At 57.6% G+C, this 16,915-nt stretch carries 14 protein-coding genes; 6 read left to right on the top strand and 8 right to left on the bottom strand.

Translation table 11 applies throughout. The features are described 5' to 3' along the window. Positions 1 to 43: 43 nt before the first annotated feature. From CLH61_RS12245 to CLH61_RS12230, 4 genes are all read right to left on the bottom strand, one after another. Entirely contained in the window at positions 44 to 859 is an 816-nt protein-coding gene (locus CLH61_RS12245; RefSeq protein WP_099615038.1) for an HpcH/HpaI aldolase/citrate lyase family protein, read from the bottom strand. 93 nt (positions 860 to 952) lie between these two features. Then, positions 953 to 2,152: a CaiB/BaiF CoA transferase family protein gene (locus CLH61_RS12240; protein ID WP_099615037.1), complete on the bottom strand. Its 1,200-nt coding sequence runs from the start codon at positions 2,150 to 2,152 to the stop codon at positions 953 to 955. A gap of 26 nt (positions 2,153 to 2,178) precedes the next feature. Beyond that, entirely contained in the window at positions 2,179 to 3,342 is a 1,164-nt protein-coding gene (locus CLH61_RS12235) for an acyl-CoA dehydrogenase family protein (protein WP_099615036.1), read from the bottom strand. Continuing rightward, entirely contained in the window at positions 3,343 to 4,179 is an 837-nt protein-coding gene (locus CLH61_RS12230; RefSeq protein WP_099615035.1) for an HTD2 family dehydratase, read from the bottom strand. It abuts the gene before it with no gap. A gap of 163 nt (positions 4,180 to 4,342) precedes the next feature. Between CLH61_RS12230 and CLH61_RS12225 the strand changes: the two genes are divergently transcribed. Further along, entirely contained in the window at positions 4,343 to 5,251 is a 909-nt protein-coding gene (locus CLH61_RS12225; protein ID WP_099615034.1) for a LysR family transcriptional regulator, read from the top strand. Between the two features lie 12 nt (positions 5,252 to 5,263). Here the strand turns inward: CLH61_RS12225 and CLH61_RS12220 are convergent, their stop codons facing one another. Continuing rightward, positions 5,264 to 6,466 (bottom strand): acetyl-CoA C-acetyltransferase, encoded by a 1,203-nt coding sequence (locus CLH61_RS12220; protein ID WP_099615033.1) that lies wholly within the window; start codon positions 6,464 to 6,466, stop codon positions 5,264 to 5,266. A 366-nt stretch (positions 6,467 to 6,832) separates the two neighbouring features. Here CLH61_RS12220 and CLH61_RS12215 point away from each other — a divergent pair, with 366 nt between their 5' ends. The 3 genes from CLH61_RS12215 to CLH61_RS12205 are packed head-to-tail and all read left to right on the top strand — an operon-like array spanning position 6,833 to position 10,140. Continuing rightward, positions 6,833 to 7,354: a TRAP transporter small permease gene (locus tag CLH61_RS12215; RefSeq protein ID WP_099615032.1), complete on the top strand. Its 522-nt coding sequence runs from the start codon at positions 6,833 to 6,835 to the stop codon at positions 7,352 to 7,354. Further along, positions 7,347 to 8,660 (top strand): TRAP transporter large permease, encoded by a 1,314-nt coding sequence (locus tag CLH61_RS12210; RefSeq protein WP_099615031.1) that lies wholly within the window; start codon positions 7,347 to 7,349, stop codon positions 8,658 to 8,660. The genes CLH61_RS12215 and CLH61_RS12210 overlap by 8 nt, the downstream gene beginning before the upstream one ends. Before the next feature lie 19 nt (positions 8,661 to 8,679). Next, complete coding sequence (locus tag CLH61_RS12205; RefSeq protein WP_099615030.1) at positions 8,680 to 10,140, top strand: NAD-dependent succinate-semialdehyde dehydrogenase; 1,461 nt, start codon at positions 8,680 to 8,682, stop codon at positions 10,138 to 10,140. Between the two features lie 56 nt (positions 10,141 to 10,196). Here CLH61_RS12205 and CLH61_RS12200 read toward each other — a convergent pair whose 3' ends face one another. Further along, complete coding sequence (locus tag CLH61_RS12200; RefSeq protein WP_099615029.1) at positions 10,197 to 11,282, bottom strand: alcohol dehydrogenase; 1,086 nt, start codon at positions 11,280 to 11,282, stop codon at positions 10,197 to 10,199. Between the two features lie 173 nt (positions 11,283 to 11,455). Here CLH61_RS12200 and CLH61_RS12195 point away from each other — a divergent pair, with 173 nt between their 5' ends. Then, positions 11,456 to 12,613, top strand: coding sequence for a C4-dicarboxylate TRAP transporter substrate-binding protein (locus CLH61_RS12195; protein ID WP_099615028.1), 1,158 nt, complete (start codon positions 11,456 to 11,458; stop codon positions 12,611 to 12,613). 139 nt (positions 12,614 to 12,752) lie between these two features. Here CLH61_RS12195 and CLH61_RS12190 read toward each other — a convergent pair whose 3' ends face one another. Both CLH61_RS12190 and CLH61_RS12185 read right to left on the bottom strand, forming a co-directional pair. Further along, entirely contained in the window at positions 12,753 to 14,009 is a 1,257-nt protein-coding gene (locus CLH61_RS12190; RefSeq protein ID WP_099615027.1) for a CaiB/BaiF CoA transferase family protein, read from the bottom strand. After that, the gene (locus CLH61_RS12185) at positions 14,009 to 15,763 is read right to left on the bottom strand and encodes an acyl-CoA dehydrogenase family protein (protein ID WP_099615026.1); all 1,755 of its coding nucleotides are present in this window, start codon (positions 15,761 to 15,763) and stop codon (positions 14,009 to 14,011) included. Before CLH61_RS12185 ends, CLH61_RS12190 begins: the two co-directional genes overlap by 1 nt. 99 nt (positions 15,764 to 15,862) lie before the next feature. Between CLH61_RS12185 and CLH61_RS12180 the strand changes: the two genes are divergently transcribed. Beyond that, positions 15,863 to 16,822 carry a LysR family transcriptional regulator gene (locus CLH61_RS12180; RefSeq protein ID WP_099615025.1) on the top strand — a complete coding sequence of 320 codons (960 nt, stop codon included), beginning with the start codon at positions 15,863 to 15,865 and terminating at the stop codon, positions 16,820 to 16,822. Positions 16,823 to 16,915: the final 93 nt, after the last annotated feature.

The following is a 16,915-nucleotide window of genomic DNA, read 5'->3' as shown; positions in this document are numbered from 1 at the left end:
GATGGTCCTTGTTATGATTGTTGCGGAATCGTGGCAGGCAGGCCTAGCGGGCCCGCTCCAGAATTGTTCGGGCCATGGCGATCACCGGTGCATCCACCATCTGGCCATCGACCTTGAAGGCACCGCCGCCAGACGTGGCAGCTTCCATGACCTTGTGGGCCCAGGCCACCTGATCGGGATCCGGGGAAAATCCGGCCTGCACCGGGGTAACCTGCTTCGGGTGGATACACAGCATGCCGGCAAAGCCCATGTTGCGGGCCCGGCGGGCTCGCCCGAGCACCGCATCTTCGTCGTCAAAGACCGGGAATACGGTATCGATGGGCGCCAGCAAACCGGCCGCGCGGGAGCTGACCAGCAGCTGATAGCGGCACTGGTCCATGACAGTGTCCGCCCCCTCGGTATTACCTTCGATCCCCAGGTCATCGCTGAGGTCCAGCCCGCCATAACTCAGCCGCTCCACCCCTGGCACCGCGGCGATTTCGTTGAGCGCAACCAGGCCCCGGGCAGACTCGATCAGTGGAATGATGGCCTTGCCGGAACCGGCCACCGCCCGGATATCACTGGCGGATTCGGCTTTTGGCAACATGATGCCCACCACCTTGTCATGACGCGCGCACAGCGCCAGGTCCGCCTCAAACCCGGCTGTCCCCCGGGCATTGATGCGCACGTAGATCGGCGCACCGTCATGGCCGGCAAGGAAGCTTTCCAGGGCCTGTCGCGCCGAATCCTTGGCATCCGCCGGGACCGCATCCTCCAGATCCACAATCACCGCACCGGCGCCACTGGCAATCGCCTTGGGAATGCGTTCAGGGCGGGAGGCCGGCACGAAGAGCATGGTTTTCAAATCTCTGCCTGTCATGGTCAGGTTCCTGTTCTCTACAGCGCGCCAGGTAGCGCACCGGATAGTGTGCTTACTGGATAGCGCGCTGAACGCTGAATGAGTGCGCTGGCGTCAGATCACACCCGCGCTTTTAAAGTGGTCAATCTGGTCCCGGGGGTAACCGAGCTCCCCGAGGATGACGGCACTGTGCTCCCCGACCGCCGGCACCGCGGAAACGGCTTCCGGAAACCACAGCCCGGGCGCTTTCAGCGCCGGCACCGGTCCGGCCGGTGTGGCCACTTCCAGCCAACGGTCACGGGCCGCCAGCTGCGGGTGACGCCACACCAGGGCCATGTCATTGACGGTCGCGTTGGCGATACCGGCCTCATCCAGGCGACGCACCACCTCATCCCGGGTCAGCCCGGCAAAAGCCGTCACGATGAGCTCCCGCAGTTGTCTGCGGTTTGCGGAGCGCTGCGAGTTGTCGATGAAATCGGGGTTGTCCGCCAGTTCCGGGCATTCCAGCACGGCGTCACAGAACGCTCGCCACTCCCGCTCGTTCTGCAGGCCCAGCATGACCGTGGTGCCATCGCCAACCGGAAAGGGGCCGTAGGGATAAATGGTGGCATGGGAGGCGCCGGCCCGGGCCGGTGGCGGTGCTCCGTCGAAGCTGTAGTACATGGGGTAACCCATCCACTCCACCAGGCTCTCCAGCATGGAGACATCAATGTGACTGCCCTCGCCGGTCCGCCCCCGCAGCAACAGTGCCGACAGGATGGCGTTACTGGCATACATGCCGGCGGCAATGTCGGCCACCGAGCAACCCGCCTTCGCCATGCCCTCCACTTGCGGATCTCCCGTTATGGACAGGAAACCGCTCTCGCTCTGGATCATCAGGTCGTAGGCTTTCTTGTCCTGGTAGGGACCACCCTCGCCATAACCGGAGATGTCGCAGACAATCAGCCCGGGGTACCGCTGATGCAGCGCGGCGAACGACAGCCCCATGCGGGCGGTAGCGCCGGGTGCCAGGTTCTGCACCAGAACGTCGGCCTCCGCCAGCAACCGGTGAAGGATGTCCTGCCCTTCCGCTGTCTTCAGGTTCAGGGCGAGGCTTTCCTTGGAACGGTTGACCCACACAAAGTGGGACGACATGCCGTTGACCCGGTCGTCGTACGCCCGGGCGAAGTCACCGCTACCCGGCCGCTCAACCTTGATTACCCGCGCCCCCTGCTCCGCCAGCTGGCGGGTACACAAGGGCGCGGCAACTGCCTGTTCCAGTGAGACTACCGTTACCCCGCCCAGCGGGAGGGGCTTGTTATTATTTGCTGTCACAACAACGATCCCGCAGCTGTCGGGTGTCAGAACGACCGGGGCAGCTCCAGCAGGTGCTCGGCCACGTAAGACAGAATCAGGTTGGTGGAGATCGGCGCTACCTGGTACAGACGGGTTTCACGGAACTTCCGCTCCACGTCGTACTCATTGGCAAAGCCGAATCCGCCGTGGGTCTGCAGACACACGTTGGCAGCCTCCCAGGAAGACTCTGCAGCCAGATACTTCGCCATATTGGCGCTGGCGCCGGCGTTGCGACCGCTGTCGTATTCCTCACAGGCACGCCAGCGCATCAGGTCGGCGGCTTCCACGTTGATATGCGCCTTGGCGATGGGGAACTGGATGCCCTGGTTCTTGCCGATCGGCCGGCCAAACACTTCCCGCTCACTGGCGTACTTGCGCGCCTTGTCGATAAACCAGCGACCGTCACCAATACACTCGGCAGCAATCAGCGCACGTTCCGCATTGAGGCCATCGAGGATGTAGCGGAAGCCCTTGCCTTCTTCGCCAATCAGGTTCTCGGCCGGAATCTCCAGGTTGTCGAAGAACAGCTCGTTGGTCTCGTGGTTCACCATGTTGGCAATGGGCTGGACCGTCAGGCCGTTACCGATGGCCTGGTGCAGGTCCACGATAAAGATCGACATGCCTTCCGCCTTGCGCTGCACTTCTTCCAGCGGCGTGGTGCGGGCCAGCAGGATCATCAGGTCGGAATGCTGGATGCGGGAGATCCAGACCTTCTGGCCATTGACCACATACTTGTCGCCCTGACGCACCGCGGTGGTCTTGATCTTGGTGGTATCGGTCCCGGTGGTGGGTTCGGTCACTCCCATCGACTGCAGGCGCAATTCGCCGGCCGCAATTCTTGGCAGGTACTTCTGCTTCTGGGCCTCACTGCCGTGGCGCAGCAGGGTAAACATGTTGTACATCTGGCCATGCACGGTTCCGGAGTTACCACCGGCGCGGTTGACTTCCTCCAGGATCACCGAGGCTTCCGACACCCCGAGGCCAGACCCGCCGTACTCCTCGGGGATCATCGCCGCCAGCCAGCCCGCGCGGGTCATTGCCTCGACGAACTCCTCGGGGAACGCCTTACGCTCGTCAACACCACGCCAGTAGGCTGCGTCGAACTCGGCACACAGGCCACGTACGCCTTCACGGATATCCTGATACTTCTCCAGGGATGGACTGGTCATCTAGTTGTTCTCCTCGAATTCAAGTTCTGCCTCGTGAGCCGGGCCGTCTTCATTAGCGGCCCACAGCAATGCCTGGCCGTCGCCGGCCATCCGGCCTTCGACCCGGAACGGCTTGTTGACGGTTAACGGGCGCAATCCCCGGTAAGACAGGCGCACCGGCTTCAATCCCGGATTGGCATCGACAAAGGCCTGTACCATCAGGGTAGCAATCAGCGGGCCATGGACCACCAGGTCCGGATAGCCCTCTTCCTGCGTGGTGTAGGGGTGGTCGTAATGGATGCGGTGGCCGTTGAAGGTCACCGCGGAATAACGGAACAGCAGCAGCGGCGACGGTGTGACCGGCTGACTCCACTGGGCCTCGGCAACCGGCTTGTCCAGTGACAGCCGCGGCGCTGCCGGCGCCTTGTAGACGATGTCCTGCTCCTCGCTCACGCACAGCACGCCGTTCTGGCGAAACTCATGTTCCACCGTGACGAACAGCAGCTTGCCGGAGCGGCCGTTTTTTTCGTTGACCGCCTTGATGCGGGACTGACGTTGCGCCGGCTGACCGATGGTCAGTGGCTGGTGGAAATTGACCCGGCCACCGGCCCACATCCGGGTGTTACCCTCGGACTTAGGCAAAAAACCACCCGGCGCAATATGGCCATCCGGCCCGGTGGCGGACGGCGGTACCGGAATCTGGAAAAACGCCCAGTGCCATAATGCCGCAAGGGCATCACCTTCCTGCGGGAAAGGGCGGTCCAGCATCGCCGCAATACGGCCGGCATGGGAAGGATCGAGGCGATCCCCGCAGGATTCCTGCTTACCGATCCAGTCTTCGGGGGAGCTTGACATCATGCATCCTCTATCAATCTTTATTCTGGGTTTTGAATAATGGTAAGAATGCCGATATACGACGCAGGAGAGAATTCGTTTTTCCACAAGGGTGCGTTTGGTTTCCATGAACACCCCGGTGGTTTAGACTGAGCGTCCCTTTGTTAGCCTGCTGACTATCTGACCCATGCACTTTGATATCCCTGACCTGCGCCTGTTCATCCATGTCGCCGAAGCCAACAGCCTGACCGGCGGTGCCCGCCGCGCCAGCCTTTCCACAGCGGCGGCCAGCATGCGGATCAAGTCGCTGGAAGGACAACTCGGCAGCCGGCTGTTCTACCGGGACAGCCAGGGTGTGGAACTGACGCCCGCCGGCCATGACCTGCTGGTCCATGCCCGTGCCATCATGCGCCAGGTGGATTACATCAAGGACGAGTTTTCCCAGTATGCAGAAGGGGAGTCCGGCCATTTGCGCATCTTCGCCAACACCACGGCGGTGAGCGACTTCATGCCCGACGTACTGGCACGCTTTCTGGTCAACCGCCCGGGGGTGACCATTGACCTGCAGGAACGGCTGACCCACGACATTATTCGCGGGGTGGTCGACGGCTCAACCGACCTTGGGGTGGTCGCCGGCCCGGTGAATGCCAACAAGAAGCTCGAGATCATTCCGTTCAGTGTCGACCGGCTGGTGGTGGTTACCCCGAAAGGTCACGAGCTGGCCACCCGCCAGACCCTCTCCTTCCGGGAAACCCTGGAATACCCCCACATCGGATTACGGGAAGGCAGCACCCTGTTCAACTTCCTCAAGGACCAGGCCGGCGAAACCGGCTCGACCCTGCAGATGCGAATCCAGGTGTTCGGCTTCGAGTCGGCCTGCCGGATGGTCAGCCGCGGTGTCGGAATCGGCATCCTGCCCCGCTCCATCGCCCGCCGCTATGCCGATTTCCTCGACATCGTCACCATCGACCTGGAAGACGACTGGGCCGAACGGGAGCGCAGCCTGATTGTCCGCGAACTGGATGCCTTGCCGAGGTGTGGTAAGGAGCTGGTGGAGGAGATACGCAGTATGGCTTCGCTCTCCCCGACCGACTGAGTGTGCGAGCCCTCAGGCTCGCTCAAAAATGGCCGCCACGCCCTGGCCACCACCAACGCACATGGTCTCCAGGCCATAACGGCTGCCCCGACGCTGCATCTCGTGCAGCAGGCTGGTCATGATGCGCACGCCGGTGGCACCGATCGGGTGGCCCAGGGATATCCCTGATCCGTTGACATTGAGACGGTCAAGGTCATCCCAACCCCACTCTTTCAGGACCGCAAGCACCTGACAGGCGAACGCTTCATTTACCTCAACCAGATCCATGTCCCCGAAGCCGAGACCGGTCTTACGGAACAGTTTCTCTACTGCGGGCACCGGACCAATTCCCATGGTTGCCGGATGGCACCCCATCGCACTCCAGCCTACCATGAAGGCCATGGGCTCCAGGTTCAGCTCGGCCAGTTTGTCCTCAGCAACAACAAGACAGGCTGCCGCAGCATCGCTTTGCTGGCTGGCATTACCCGCGGTAACGGTACCGCCCTTCATCAGTGGGCGCAGCGCTGCCAGTGAATCCATGGTGGTTTCAGGCCGGATACCTTCATCGCACCTGAAGACGATTGGATCACCTTTGCGCTGCGGAATATTGACCGCGACAACCTCTTCATCAAAACGGCCTTCATCCCAGGCAGCGGCCGCACGCTGATGACTGCGAACCGAATATTCATCAGCCGCCTCGCGGGAAATGCCATACTTGGTGGCCAGGTTCTCGGCGGTTTCGATCATTCCGGAAATATAGCCAAACCGGTCTTCCGGTTGCGACCGCTCCCGGCCACGATCCAGCCGGTCGTGCATGGTAAAGGACCCTGCACGCTTGCCCCAACGCACATCGGTCGAGTAGTACTCAATATTGCTCATGCTTTCTACGCCACCGGCAAGCACAACGTCACAGGCGCCGGACTCGATCATCATCACACCATTGATGATGGCCTGCAGGCCGCCTCCGCAACGACGGTCCAGCTGCATGCCGGGCACATGCTCCGGCAACCCTGCCTGCAAAGCCGCCCAACGGCCAACACACGGCACCTCGCTGTTGGCATAAGACTGGGCAACCACGACATCTTCAATGATGGCGGGATCCACGCCGGAGCGCTTGATGGTTTCATTGACGACCGTGGCAATCAGATCTTCAACGGAAACCTGGCGCAGGCTTTTGCCGAATGCCCCAACCCCGGTGCGTACCGGTGCCACTATGGCAGCGCGTCTTTTTTGCATGTTTGATCCTCTAGACTATGCCAGCCTCACCAGACGGGCAGGCTGTTTGGCTCGTACCTCATAGTCTTCGATCACGCTCCCGGTTAGAATTCGAATCTCTTGAAAGCACCTTTAAGCGGCACGGTGATCCTCCTGATCGTGCTAGCCACCCCTCCCCTTTTTCACGATCTGCACCTCGCCCTTAAAACACCCCCGCTTACTCCTCATCACCTGTTTAACACTCGCTGAACCCCCCTTTAACCACTTCAAAATACCCAAACTACAAGCACTTGTTCAATCTATGAGAGTTCGCTCGGGCGTTCCGGACCCACCGATTCGGCTCGCCACACTGAAAAAACCAACAAGAACGGCGGTGGTTACAAGTTCATGAAATACCTCGAAACCCTGATAAACAAGATCAACAAGATTGTCACATTTCTCGGCGGGCTAGCCATAGCGCTGATGATGATACATATCAGCCTGGACATTCTGGCCCGATTTCTGTTCAACACTCCGCTACCCGGTACCATCACTGTCGTTGCCCACTACTACATGCTCATTGCGATCTTCCTGCCCCTCGCCTACGCCGAGCAAACCAACTCGTCGATCGCCGTGGAGATCCTGACAACAAAATTTTCCCGCACGGCACAACACCGACTGAATGGCTGGACCTACCTGCTGATCAGTGCAACGGCGTTTGTGATGACCAGCGAGGCGTTCAAGGTGGCCATTAAAAATTTCCGCTCGAACACCTCGGTCATGCAGGGGGACTACACCATCGTCACTTGGCCCAGCTACTTCATTCTCTGTGCAGGAACATTCCTTCTGGGCAGCTACTGCCTGCTCCGCTTTCTGTCGTTTCTGACTCGGTCCGAACGGGCCCTGGTAACGGAGGCGGCCCATGTCTGACATTGCGATTGGCTTCACTGGTCTCTTCTCGCTGTTCTCACTGATTGCCCTGAGAGTTCCCATCGGGATTGCCCTGATCATGGTGTCTTTTGTTGGGATCTGGGCGGTGATCGGCGTCGAAGTCGCCCTGTCCTCCCTGGGCATCATTCCCTACAACTTCGCAGCCAACTGGACGCTGAGTTCGGTGCCATTGTTTCTGTTTCTGGGCTTCATTTGTTATCACACACAGCTGACCCAAGGGATGTTCAAGGCGGCACGCGCCTGGTTGGCAGGGGTTCCCGGTGGGCTGGCAATCGCTTCAATCTTCGGCTCGGCAGGTTTTGCCGCAGTATCCGGTTCATCAATTGCCTGCTCAGCGGCCATGGGGCGTATCGCGGTTCCAGAGATGATGCGCTACAAATACGATCCCGGCCTCGCCACCGGTACCGTAGCGGTAGCGGGTACGATCGGTGCCCTGATTCCGCCGTCGATCATCATGATTCTCTATGGCGTGATCGCTCAGACGTCAGTCTCCCAGCTGTTTCTTGGTGGTATTGCTGCCGGCCTTATCACCATGGCGGGATACGTTCTCGTGGTCTGGATCCGCGTAAAGCTGAATCCGGACCTCGCCCACGACGTGAAGGAAAAGATTCCGACTCAGGAAAAGATCCGATCTTTGCAGGACACCTGGCCGATTTTTCTCATCATGTTCGGCATCTTCGGTGGGCTATTTGCGGGTATTTTCACCCCTAACGAAGCGGGCGCCGTAGGGGCCTCTCTGGCCTGCATTGTGGCACTGGTGAAAGGCCAGATGACCTGGAGCGCTTTCAAGGCCTCTGTTCTCGAGACTCTGGTGACCACCAGTGCGTTACTGATCATTGCGGTTGGCGCAAGCATGCTGACGCGGTTTCTGGTGTTCTCCGGGGCCGGCGACTATATCTCCGAGCTGATTCTGTCGTTCAACGCCAGCGATCTACTCATCATTCTGGGCATCGTCCTGATCTATCTGGCGCTTGGTATGTTTCTGGAACCGATCGGAGCCATGCTGCTCACTCTTCCCATCATTCTGCCAGTGATCGAAAGCACCCAGTACAGCCTGATCTGGTTCGGGGTGATTCTCACCAAACTTCTTGAGGTCGGCATGATTACACCGCCGGTCGGGATGAATGTCTTTGTCATCAAAAGTGTGGTTGGCAATCTGGTCACCACCTCAGCAATCTTCAAAGGAATTCTCTGGTTTCTGGCGATGGACCTGCTCATTGTGCTGCTCCTGATCGCGGTACCAGACATCATCATGTACCTGCCGAACCTGGTAGGTGGACGCTAAAACAACAACAGGAGATTTCATGAGCATTCCCGAACCAGTAGCAAAGCTGATCCGTCATCAGGCGTATGTGAATGGTCAGTGGGTTGACGCCCGAAGCGGAAAAACCTTTGCGGTCTTCAATCCCGCCACGAATGAGCGGATCACTCAGGTGCCCGACCAAGGCCAGGAAGATACCAGCGAAGCCATTAGTGCTGCCCACACTGCATTTCCGGCCTGGAAGAGCCTCACGCCCAAGGAGCGCAGCGCTATCCTCAAGCGCTGGGCCATGTTGGTAAACGACAATCTTGAAAGCCTGGCGACCATATTAACCATGGAGCAGGGCAAGGCCCTGGCGGAAGCGCGTGGCGAAGTTGCCTCGTCCGTTGCTTATATCGAATGGTTTGCCAACGAAGCCATGCGGGTAACCGGCGAAACCCTGCCCCGCAGTGCCAATGGCAACTTCGAATACATGCAAAAATTGCCGATTGGCGTGGTAGCGGCCATTACTCCCTGGAATTTCCCCAACTCGATGATTGCCCGCAAGGTCGCTCCGGCTCTTGCTGCCGGGTGCACCGTGGTAATCAAACCTGCTGAAGATACCCCACTGTCTGCACTGGCGCTGACTCAGTTGGCGACCGACGCCGGAGTTCCCGCAGGCGTCATTAACGTTATCACTGCCAGCAGCGGGGCCGAGGTAGGCTTTGAGCTCAGCAAAAACCCGACCGTCAAAAAGCTGTCCTTCACCGGGTCCACCGCTGTCGGCAAAATTCTGCTTGAACAATGTGCCAGCACGGTGAAGAAACTCAGCCTCGAGCTGGGCGGTAATGCACCGTTCATTGTATTTGAAGATGCCGATCTCGACGCGGCTGTGCAGGGTGCGATTTCCATCAAGTTCTACAACAGTGGCCAGACCTGCGTCTGCGCCAACAGACTGTTTATCCAGGAAAGCATTCATGATGAATTCCTGAAAAAATACAACGAGGCAATCGCCAATCTCGTTCAAGGCCATGGGCTTCAGGAGAATGTCAGCCATGGCCCCCTGATCAATGAAAAAGCCATCGCCAAGATCCAGAATCTGGTCGACTCAACCGTCAGCGAGGGGGCAACGGTCTATCGTGGCGGGAACAAGTTGCCACACCTCGGGCCGAACTTTTTCGAGTTCACCGTGTTGACCAATGTTGCAAAGGACATGGAGATTTTCCGTTCTGAAATTTTCGGGCCCATTGCCGCAGTGTACAAATTTGCCACCGAGGAAGAAGCGGTCGCACTTGCCAACGATACACCGTACGGTTTGGCAAGCTATCTTTATACCAGGGATACCGGTCGTATTTTCAGGGTTTCGGAAGCTCTCGAATACGGCATGGTTGGTGTCAACACCCCGCGTTTTGTATCAGAAACGGTACCTTTTGGCGGAGTGAAAGAGTCGGGAATTGGGCGTGAGGGATCGTCCCACGGAATCGATGAGTTCCTCGAAATGCACTACGTCTGCATCAAAACCTGACAATCCGACCAACACAGCCGGTCACGAGACGGGGGGCGAATGCCCCCCGTTTTTATTCATCCGTTCTTCAGAATTATGCGGCCGGGGACCCTGCCCGCCGACAGGTCTTCAACTGCCGATTCCGCTTGCTCTAGTGGCCTGATTTCCACTGGGATGTTAACCAGGTCGTGTTTGTTGGCGAACTCCACCAACTCCTTCATTTCACCAAGTGTTCCGGTGTAAGAGCCAATAATCGAAATGGCCTTGGTAATCAGGAATGGGATGGGATAGCGAATTTCACCACCATGCAGGCCAACGGCTACAAATTTCCCTCCCTTTCTCAAAACACCCAGGCCAAACTCCATGGTCTGATCGTTGCCAACAAAATCCAGTACGGCAATGCAGTTGCCGTTCCCGGCCTCGGCCACCAACTCCGCGATCTTCTCATCCCGAGGATCGAAAGCGAACTTTGCGCCTGAGCTCTTGGCAATCTCGCGCTTCTCCTCCGACACATCCACCGCAATCACATTCTCAATACCTGACAACACCAAAGTTTTAATCGCCAGTTGACCAAGTCCTCCACAACCAACAACCACAACGAACTCCTCGTTATGCACCGGCTGTATTTTTTTGATGGCCGAAAATGTGGTCAATCCGGAGCATGCGAGCAAAGATGCGTTAGCCGGATTCAGACTACCAAGACTTTCAAGATATCTCTGGTGCGGAACAAGAATGTATTCGGAATATCCACCCGGTTTAAAAACCCCCAATGATCCGGGCTTTGTACAAAGGTTCTCCTCACCGCGCTGGCATACTGAACATTCCCCACAGCCGATCCATGGATATATCAACTTTTGTTGACCCACTGAAACTTCTTCAACTTTCTCACCCATGGAAACGACTGTACCCACTACTTCATGTCCCAAGGTTACCGGAAGTTTTATCCCGCGCTCTCCAAGATCAAGTTTTCTCCCTTGGCCGAGGCCGTAATACCCTTCATGAACATGAACATCACTGTGGCAAACACCACAAAAGTCAACTTTAAGCAAAACTTCGCTTCCTGTCGGAATTGGCATGTCGTAGTTGACTGGGCTGAACTTTCCTCCAAACTCGGAAAACTCGTAGCGAACATAGTTACCATCCAGCTGAAAATGCTTCGACATTGCAATCACTCCTGCTTTTTTGAGTTATCGTAATTTAAAACGTCAAAAACAAAACCTTTAATACTATCAATTACTTTGACAATTAAAGGCTACTGAATATACTGTTTATGCGCAACAGAAATAATAATTCTGAATACATAAAACCAAAGAACAACAGAGCATAGGAAATTGTTATGGATTCCAGAAAACTTTTATATACCACAACATTGGGAGTTGCACTTTCCACAGCGGCTATTTCCAGTTCGGTGCAAGCAGACACTCTCAGATTTGCAGTTGGTTTTCCATCTGGCGCTCCGATTGAAGCTGCCAAGAAATATGCTGAAGCAGTGAAGAAAAACACCAATAATGAGCACTCAGTTAAAATTTACGAGTTATCACTTCTAAATCACAGCGAAATGTCTTCTGGAATTAGTCAGGGAATGGCTGATCTTGGTTATCTACTTACAGCCTATTCGCCCTCAGATTATCCGCATTCAAATCTTGGGGCAGATATGTCAATGCAAACAGCGCTGCAGAATGAAGTGCCCGGGAAAGAGGGTTACGCTTATTCCGGCGCCATGCTTGAATATATAATGCTCAACTGCCCAGAGTGTCAGAACGAATTTGCATCTAACAATCAGGTCTATACATCGGTCGTATCTACTCCCGCCTATGTAATGTTCTGCAACGAACCTGTTAACACAGTCGAGGAAATAAACGGAAAACGTTTGCGGATATCGGGAGCCTCATGGGCGCGCTGGGCCAAAAACTTTGGAGGATCACCGGTCGCACTTCCGGTCACCGAAGTTTATGAAGCACTCGAGCAAGGTGTGGTGGATTGCACCTTCCTTTCACCCACGGAATTAACCAACTTCAATCTTATTGATGTTGTCAAGAATATAACCACCGACGTACCTGGTGGATTATATGCCGCGGGTGGAGCAGCAACCCTTAATCGTGACACCTGGAATCGTTTCAATAACGAGGAGAAAGAGGGGCTGCTAAAGGCCGGTTCAGTTATGGCTGCCTATGTTACCTTCCTCTATCAGCAACAAGCTTATAGCGACATGGAAAAAGCTGAGAAGAAAGGTATCAACATTCTGAAAGCGGAAGGCGATCTTCTTGAAAAATCGAGAGAATTCATCAAATCAGACCTAGAATTCATCCCGAAATTCTATGCTGACGAATACAAAATCGATGGCTCGAGAACTCAGGAGCTGGCCGCCAACATGTCCAAGTTGATTGAAAAATGGAACGGACTCGTGGGAGATATCGAGACGGCAGATCAACTGGCTGAACTGTATTGGAACGAAGTTTATTCCAAACTTGACCCTGCCACTTACGGCAAATAGAAATGAAAAAACGGGCCTCTCGAGGCCCGTGCAGATTGCTGACAAACCCCGCCGCAATGGCGAGGGTTTGTCAGCAGTTTGACCCCGCTCGCAAGCGGGTTTTTTTCGATTCAACCTGCCGCCAACCCGAACAGATACTTTACTGACTCACCCCGAGCAGCCCTGGCTTGATGGTCTCTTTGCAGTCTGCACAATCGACCTGGTGATAACCGGAATCAAACGCTGGTGGCGCCACGCCACTCTCCCGCAACTCCCGGATGCGGCTTTCATCAAACCCCAGCCCGGCCAGGATTTCATTGGAATGCTGGGCGAATGCCGGAGGGGCGTTGCGGTAGCTGGCAGGGGTGCGGTCCAGTTTCACCGGCGTACCGGTACCCTTGTAGCTGCCAATTTCCACCAGCATGCCTCGATGGGCGGTGTGGGGGTGACGCAGCGCTTCGCTGGCGCTGAGCACCGGGCCGCAGGGCACGCCAGCGCGAATCAGCCTTTCTGCGATCTCGCTGCCATTGTGGCGACTGAGCACCGCTTCGAGCTCACCACGCAGTTCGACTCGATTGATCACCCGCTGACCATTATCCCGAAATCGTTCGTCTTCCAGGATCTGTGGGCACTCCAGCACCGCACACAATTTGGCAAACTGGGTGTTATTGCCCACCGCCAGAAAGATCTTTTGGGTACCTGTGGCATACGACTCATAGGGCGAAATGTTGGGGTGGGCGTTGCCCGTCCGCCTCGGCTCGGAGCCCCCGGCGAAGACGTTGGGGAAATGCGGATGCATCAGCGCCAGCGCCGAATCGAATAGGGCCGCTTCCACAAACTGGCCCTGACCGCTGCGGGTACGCTCATGCAGTGCCAGGGTGATGCCGGCCACTGCGTTAAGGCCGGTGACCATATCCACCAGCGGCAGCCCAACCCGCAGCGAGTCGCCGCCTTCCTCCCCGTTGACGCTCATCAGTCCGCCCATTGCCTGGGCTATGGCGTCATAGCCGGGCAGCCCGCCCAACGGGCCGTCGGCACCAAAGCCGCTGATGCGGCAGTGGATCAGGCGTGGAAATAACTCGTGCAGCCGGTCATAGCCAATGCCCCATTTCTCCAGCGTGCCGGTTTTGAAGTTTTCCACCAGCACATCGGCGTCCTCAAGCAGCTGCAGCAGGATCTCACGACCTTCTTCACGGGCGAGGTCGAGAGCCAGTCCCCGCTTGTTGCGGTTGACGCCCTGGAAATAGGACGCGGTGCCATTGATGAAGGGCGGCCCCCAGCCACGGGTTTCGTCGCCCACCGGCGGTTCGATCTTGATCACATCCGCGCCATGGTCCCCCAGCAGCTGGGTGCAATATGGGCCACCCAGTACACGACTGAGATCTATGATGCGGATACCGTCCAGCGCGCTGCCCATCAGACCACCTCCTCGACCCGGCGCTTGCAAGCCGGAACCAACCGGATTGCCTCGTCGAGGGTCAGTTCGCGCTCTTCAAGAAGCGCCCTATTCAGCTGCGCCTGGTCGGGGTGACTGGTGCCCAGAGGATCCCGGGGCAGCAGTTTATGGACGATCACAAGGTGGGCCAGCGCCAGACGCCGCCAGTTGTCGCCCATCTTCGCGGCTTCCCAGGCCAGGAAAACGGCAGAGGTGATGTTGTACAAGGCGCTGGCGATCTGGCGTACGTCGGCTTCTTCGGCGTCAGCATCCACCTGCATCAGCGCGCGGTCGGCGACTTCATCAACAAGATTGGCCAGCAGTGTCATCGAGGCATCCGGCAGGCCGACGTCGCCGAGCAGGCTGTGGAGGTAGCGCTGCAGCACCGGCAGGGTACCTTCACGACGGATGGCGCGGAAAACGTCCAGCGCCACAATGTTGCTGGTACCTTCCCAGATGGAACCCAGATGGGAATCGCGCAGAACCCGGGCATCAGAAAATTCTTCGATGTATCCGCAGCCCCCACGCACTTCCATGCCGTCACCAGCGGCCTTGCGGGCATCGCGCGTGGTACGGAACTTGATCAGCGGTGTCAGGATGCGCAACAGCTTCGCTGCATCGTCATCACCGGCGTCAGCCCTACGGAGGCAGTCGGCAGTATGGAAAACCATACTCCGGCCCTGCTCGGTACTGACCATTATCTTGATTAGCTGACGCCCCATCAGCGGAAGCTCAATCAGGCGCTTGCCGAATGCACTGCGGTTACGGGCGACGAACAGCGCCTCGTTGAGAGATCGCCGCATCAGCCCGGCAGCACGCACACCGTTGGACAGGCGCGACATGTTGATCATGTCGGTCATATGCTTGAAGCCCTTGCCCTGCTCACCGACGATGTAGGCTTCGGCGCCTTCCAGCACGATCTCGCCGCTGGCCATGGAGCGGGTGCCCATCTTGTCCTTGAGACGGATGATGCGGTAGCGATTGAGACTGCCATCCGCCAGTTTCCGTGGGAGCAGGAACAGGGTCAGGCCGCGGGTGCCCGGCTCGGCGCCGGCCGGACGGGCGAGCACCATGGCAAGGTCGGCATCCGGATTGGAACAGAACCACTTGTCGCCGTACAACCGCCAGACGCCATCCTCAAGACGCGCTTCGGTAACGGTGGCACCAACGTCTGAGCCGGCTTCCTGCTCAGTCATGAACATCGCGCCCTGATACAGTTCGCCGAAGTCCTGGGAAGTCAGCGGCCCGATAAACCGCTCCACCAAAGCGGGGTCGCCAAATTTACGCAGGGTGCGGGTCAGGGAATCGGTCATGCTGACCGGGCACATCAGCCCGAACTCAGCCTGCACAAAAAGGTAGGTCAGGCTGTATTTGATGATCGGAGGCAGCCGTTCCGGCCAACCGAACACGCCAGCCCGGTGCGACATGGCCGCCAGCCCGAATTCAGCCAGTGCATATTCCTCCAGGCGCTGGTAGGCCGGGTGTTTTTCGATTCGCTGGGACTCGGCACCGTTACGGGCACGCAGTTGCAGCGTCGGCGGGTTCTTGTCGGCGGTCAGGGCCAGCTGCTCGAGTTCGTCTCCAACGAGGGCGCCCAGTGCTTTGAGACGCGGCTCTGTGTGGCGTACCAGTGCGTCGTCCGCATACAGCCGGAAGAGGCGGGCGAAGTCAGGGTCGGATGCGTAGGCGCTATGGCCGCGGGAATCAGGTACAACGCTGTCGATCTGATGGCTCATGAACAGGTCCTCTCTTTGTTTTTGTGCCTGTTAGCAGGCTACAAAACACCCGGGACGCTGCCCAATACTATATAAATTGGGAACGATACAGTTTTTTGAATGGTTGTTATACTTGGCGCTGACGCCTCGTTTTCCCGCGCCGCGAAGGAAGCCCCCATGGCCCTGACACTGAAACAGCTCCGCTACTTTCTTGTGCTCTCCGAAGAGCTGCATTTCGGTCGTGCTGCGGAACGCCTGCACATTTCGCAGCCACCTCTGAGCAACAGTCTCCGCCAGCTTGAGGAGGCGCTTGCCGTGCAACTGCTCGAGCGCGACAGCAAGCATGTTGCACTGACGCCGGCCGGCAAACTGTTCCAGCGCCAGGCGCGATTGTTGATAGGCCAGCTCGACGATACCCAGGACATGCTCCGCCGCGCTGCCGAGTCGAATTATGAGGTCCTGCGTATTGGTTCAACACCGGCTATGATCTACCGCGGTCTGCCGCCGCTGCTATCCGAGTTCAAGGATCTGTATCCGGGCATTGGCATCCAGCTGTTCGAGCAGTACTCTCTGGATCAGGTGGAGTCGCTCTGCCGCGGCCGTATCGATATAGGTTTTATCAATTCGATACCCCTGCCTCCCGAAGTCGATTCGCTACCCATCGGGGTCGACGAATTCGTCTGCTGTCTGCCGGCAGACCACCCACTGGCACAACGTGATGTTATCGAACTGGCCAATATCGACAGTGAACCGCTGGTCATGCTCAATAGCGCACTGGCCCCCCATTACCACCAGCATTTTCGCAATATCTTCCGCTCCAAGAACTTTGAACTGAATGTGAAGCACGAGGCGTCCCACTGGCAGACCGTAGTGGCGCTGACGTCCTACGGCCTCGGCATTTCTCTGGTCCCCCAGTCGCTGGAGCTGTCTGGCATGATCAATGTGCGCTTCGTGCCGCTGGCGGGAGTCGATACCCGCTATACCTCCTGCTGCATCTGGAAGCGGGACTCGGCCAGCCTGGGCCGGGATTTCCTGCTCGATTGCATCCGCTCGCGCCTGGAACGCAAGCAGTTCTCGTAGCTGGCAATTGGGCTGAACCCATCACTAACGGAACTCCACAGCGCCCAAACGCAACGAACCCCGGAAAACCGGGGTTCGTCAGCAATCTGACCG

The sequence above is a fragment of the Marinobacter profundi genome (assembly GCF_002744715.1).
Taxonomy (GTDB): domain Bacteria; phylum Pseudomonadota; class Gammaproteobacteria; order Pseudomonadales; family Oleiphilaceae; genus Marinobacter; species Marinobacter profundi.
This window is presented reverse-complemented; position numbering and strand designations above follow the sequence as displayed.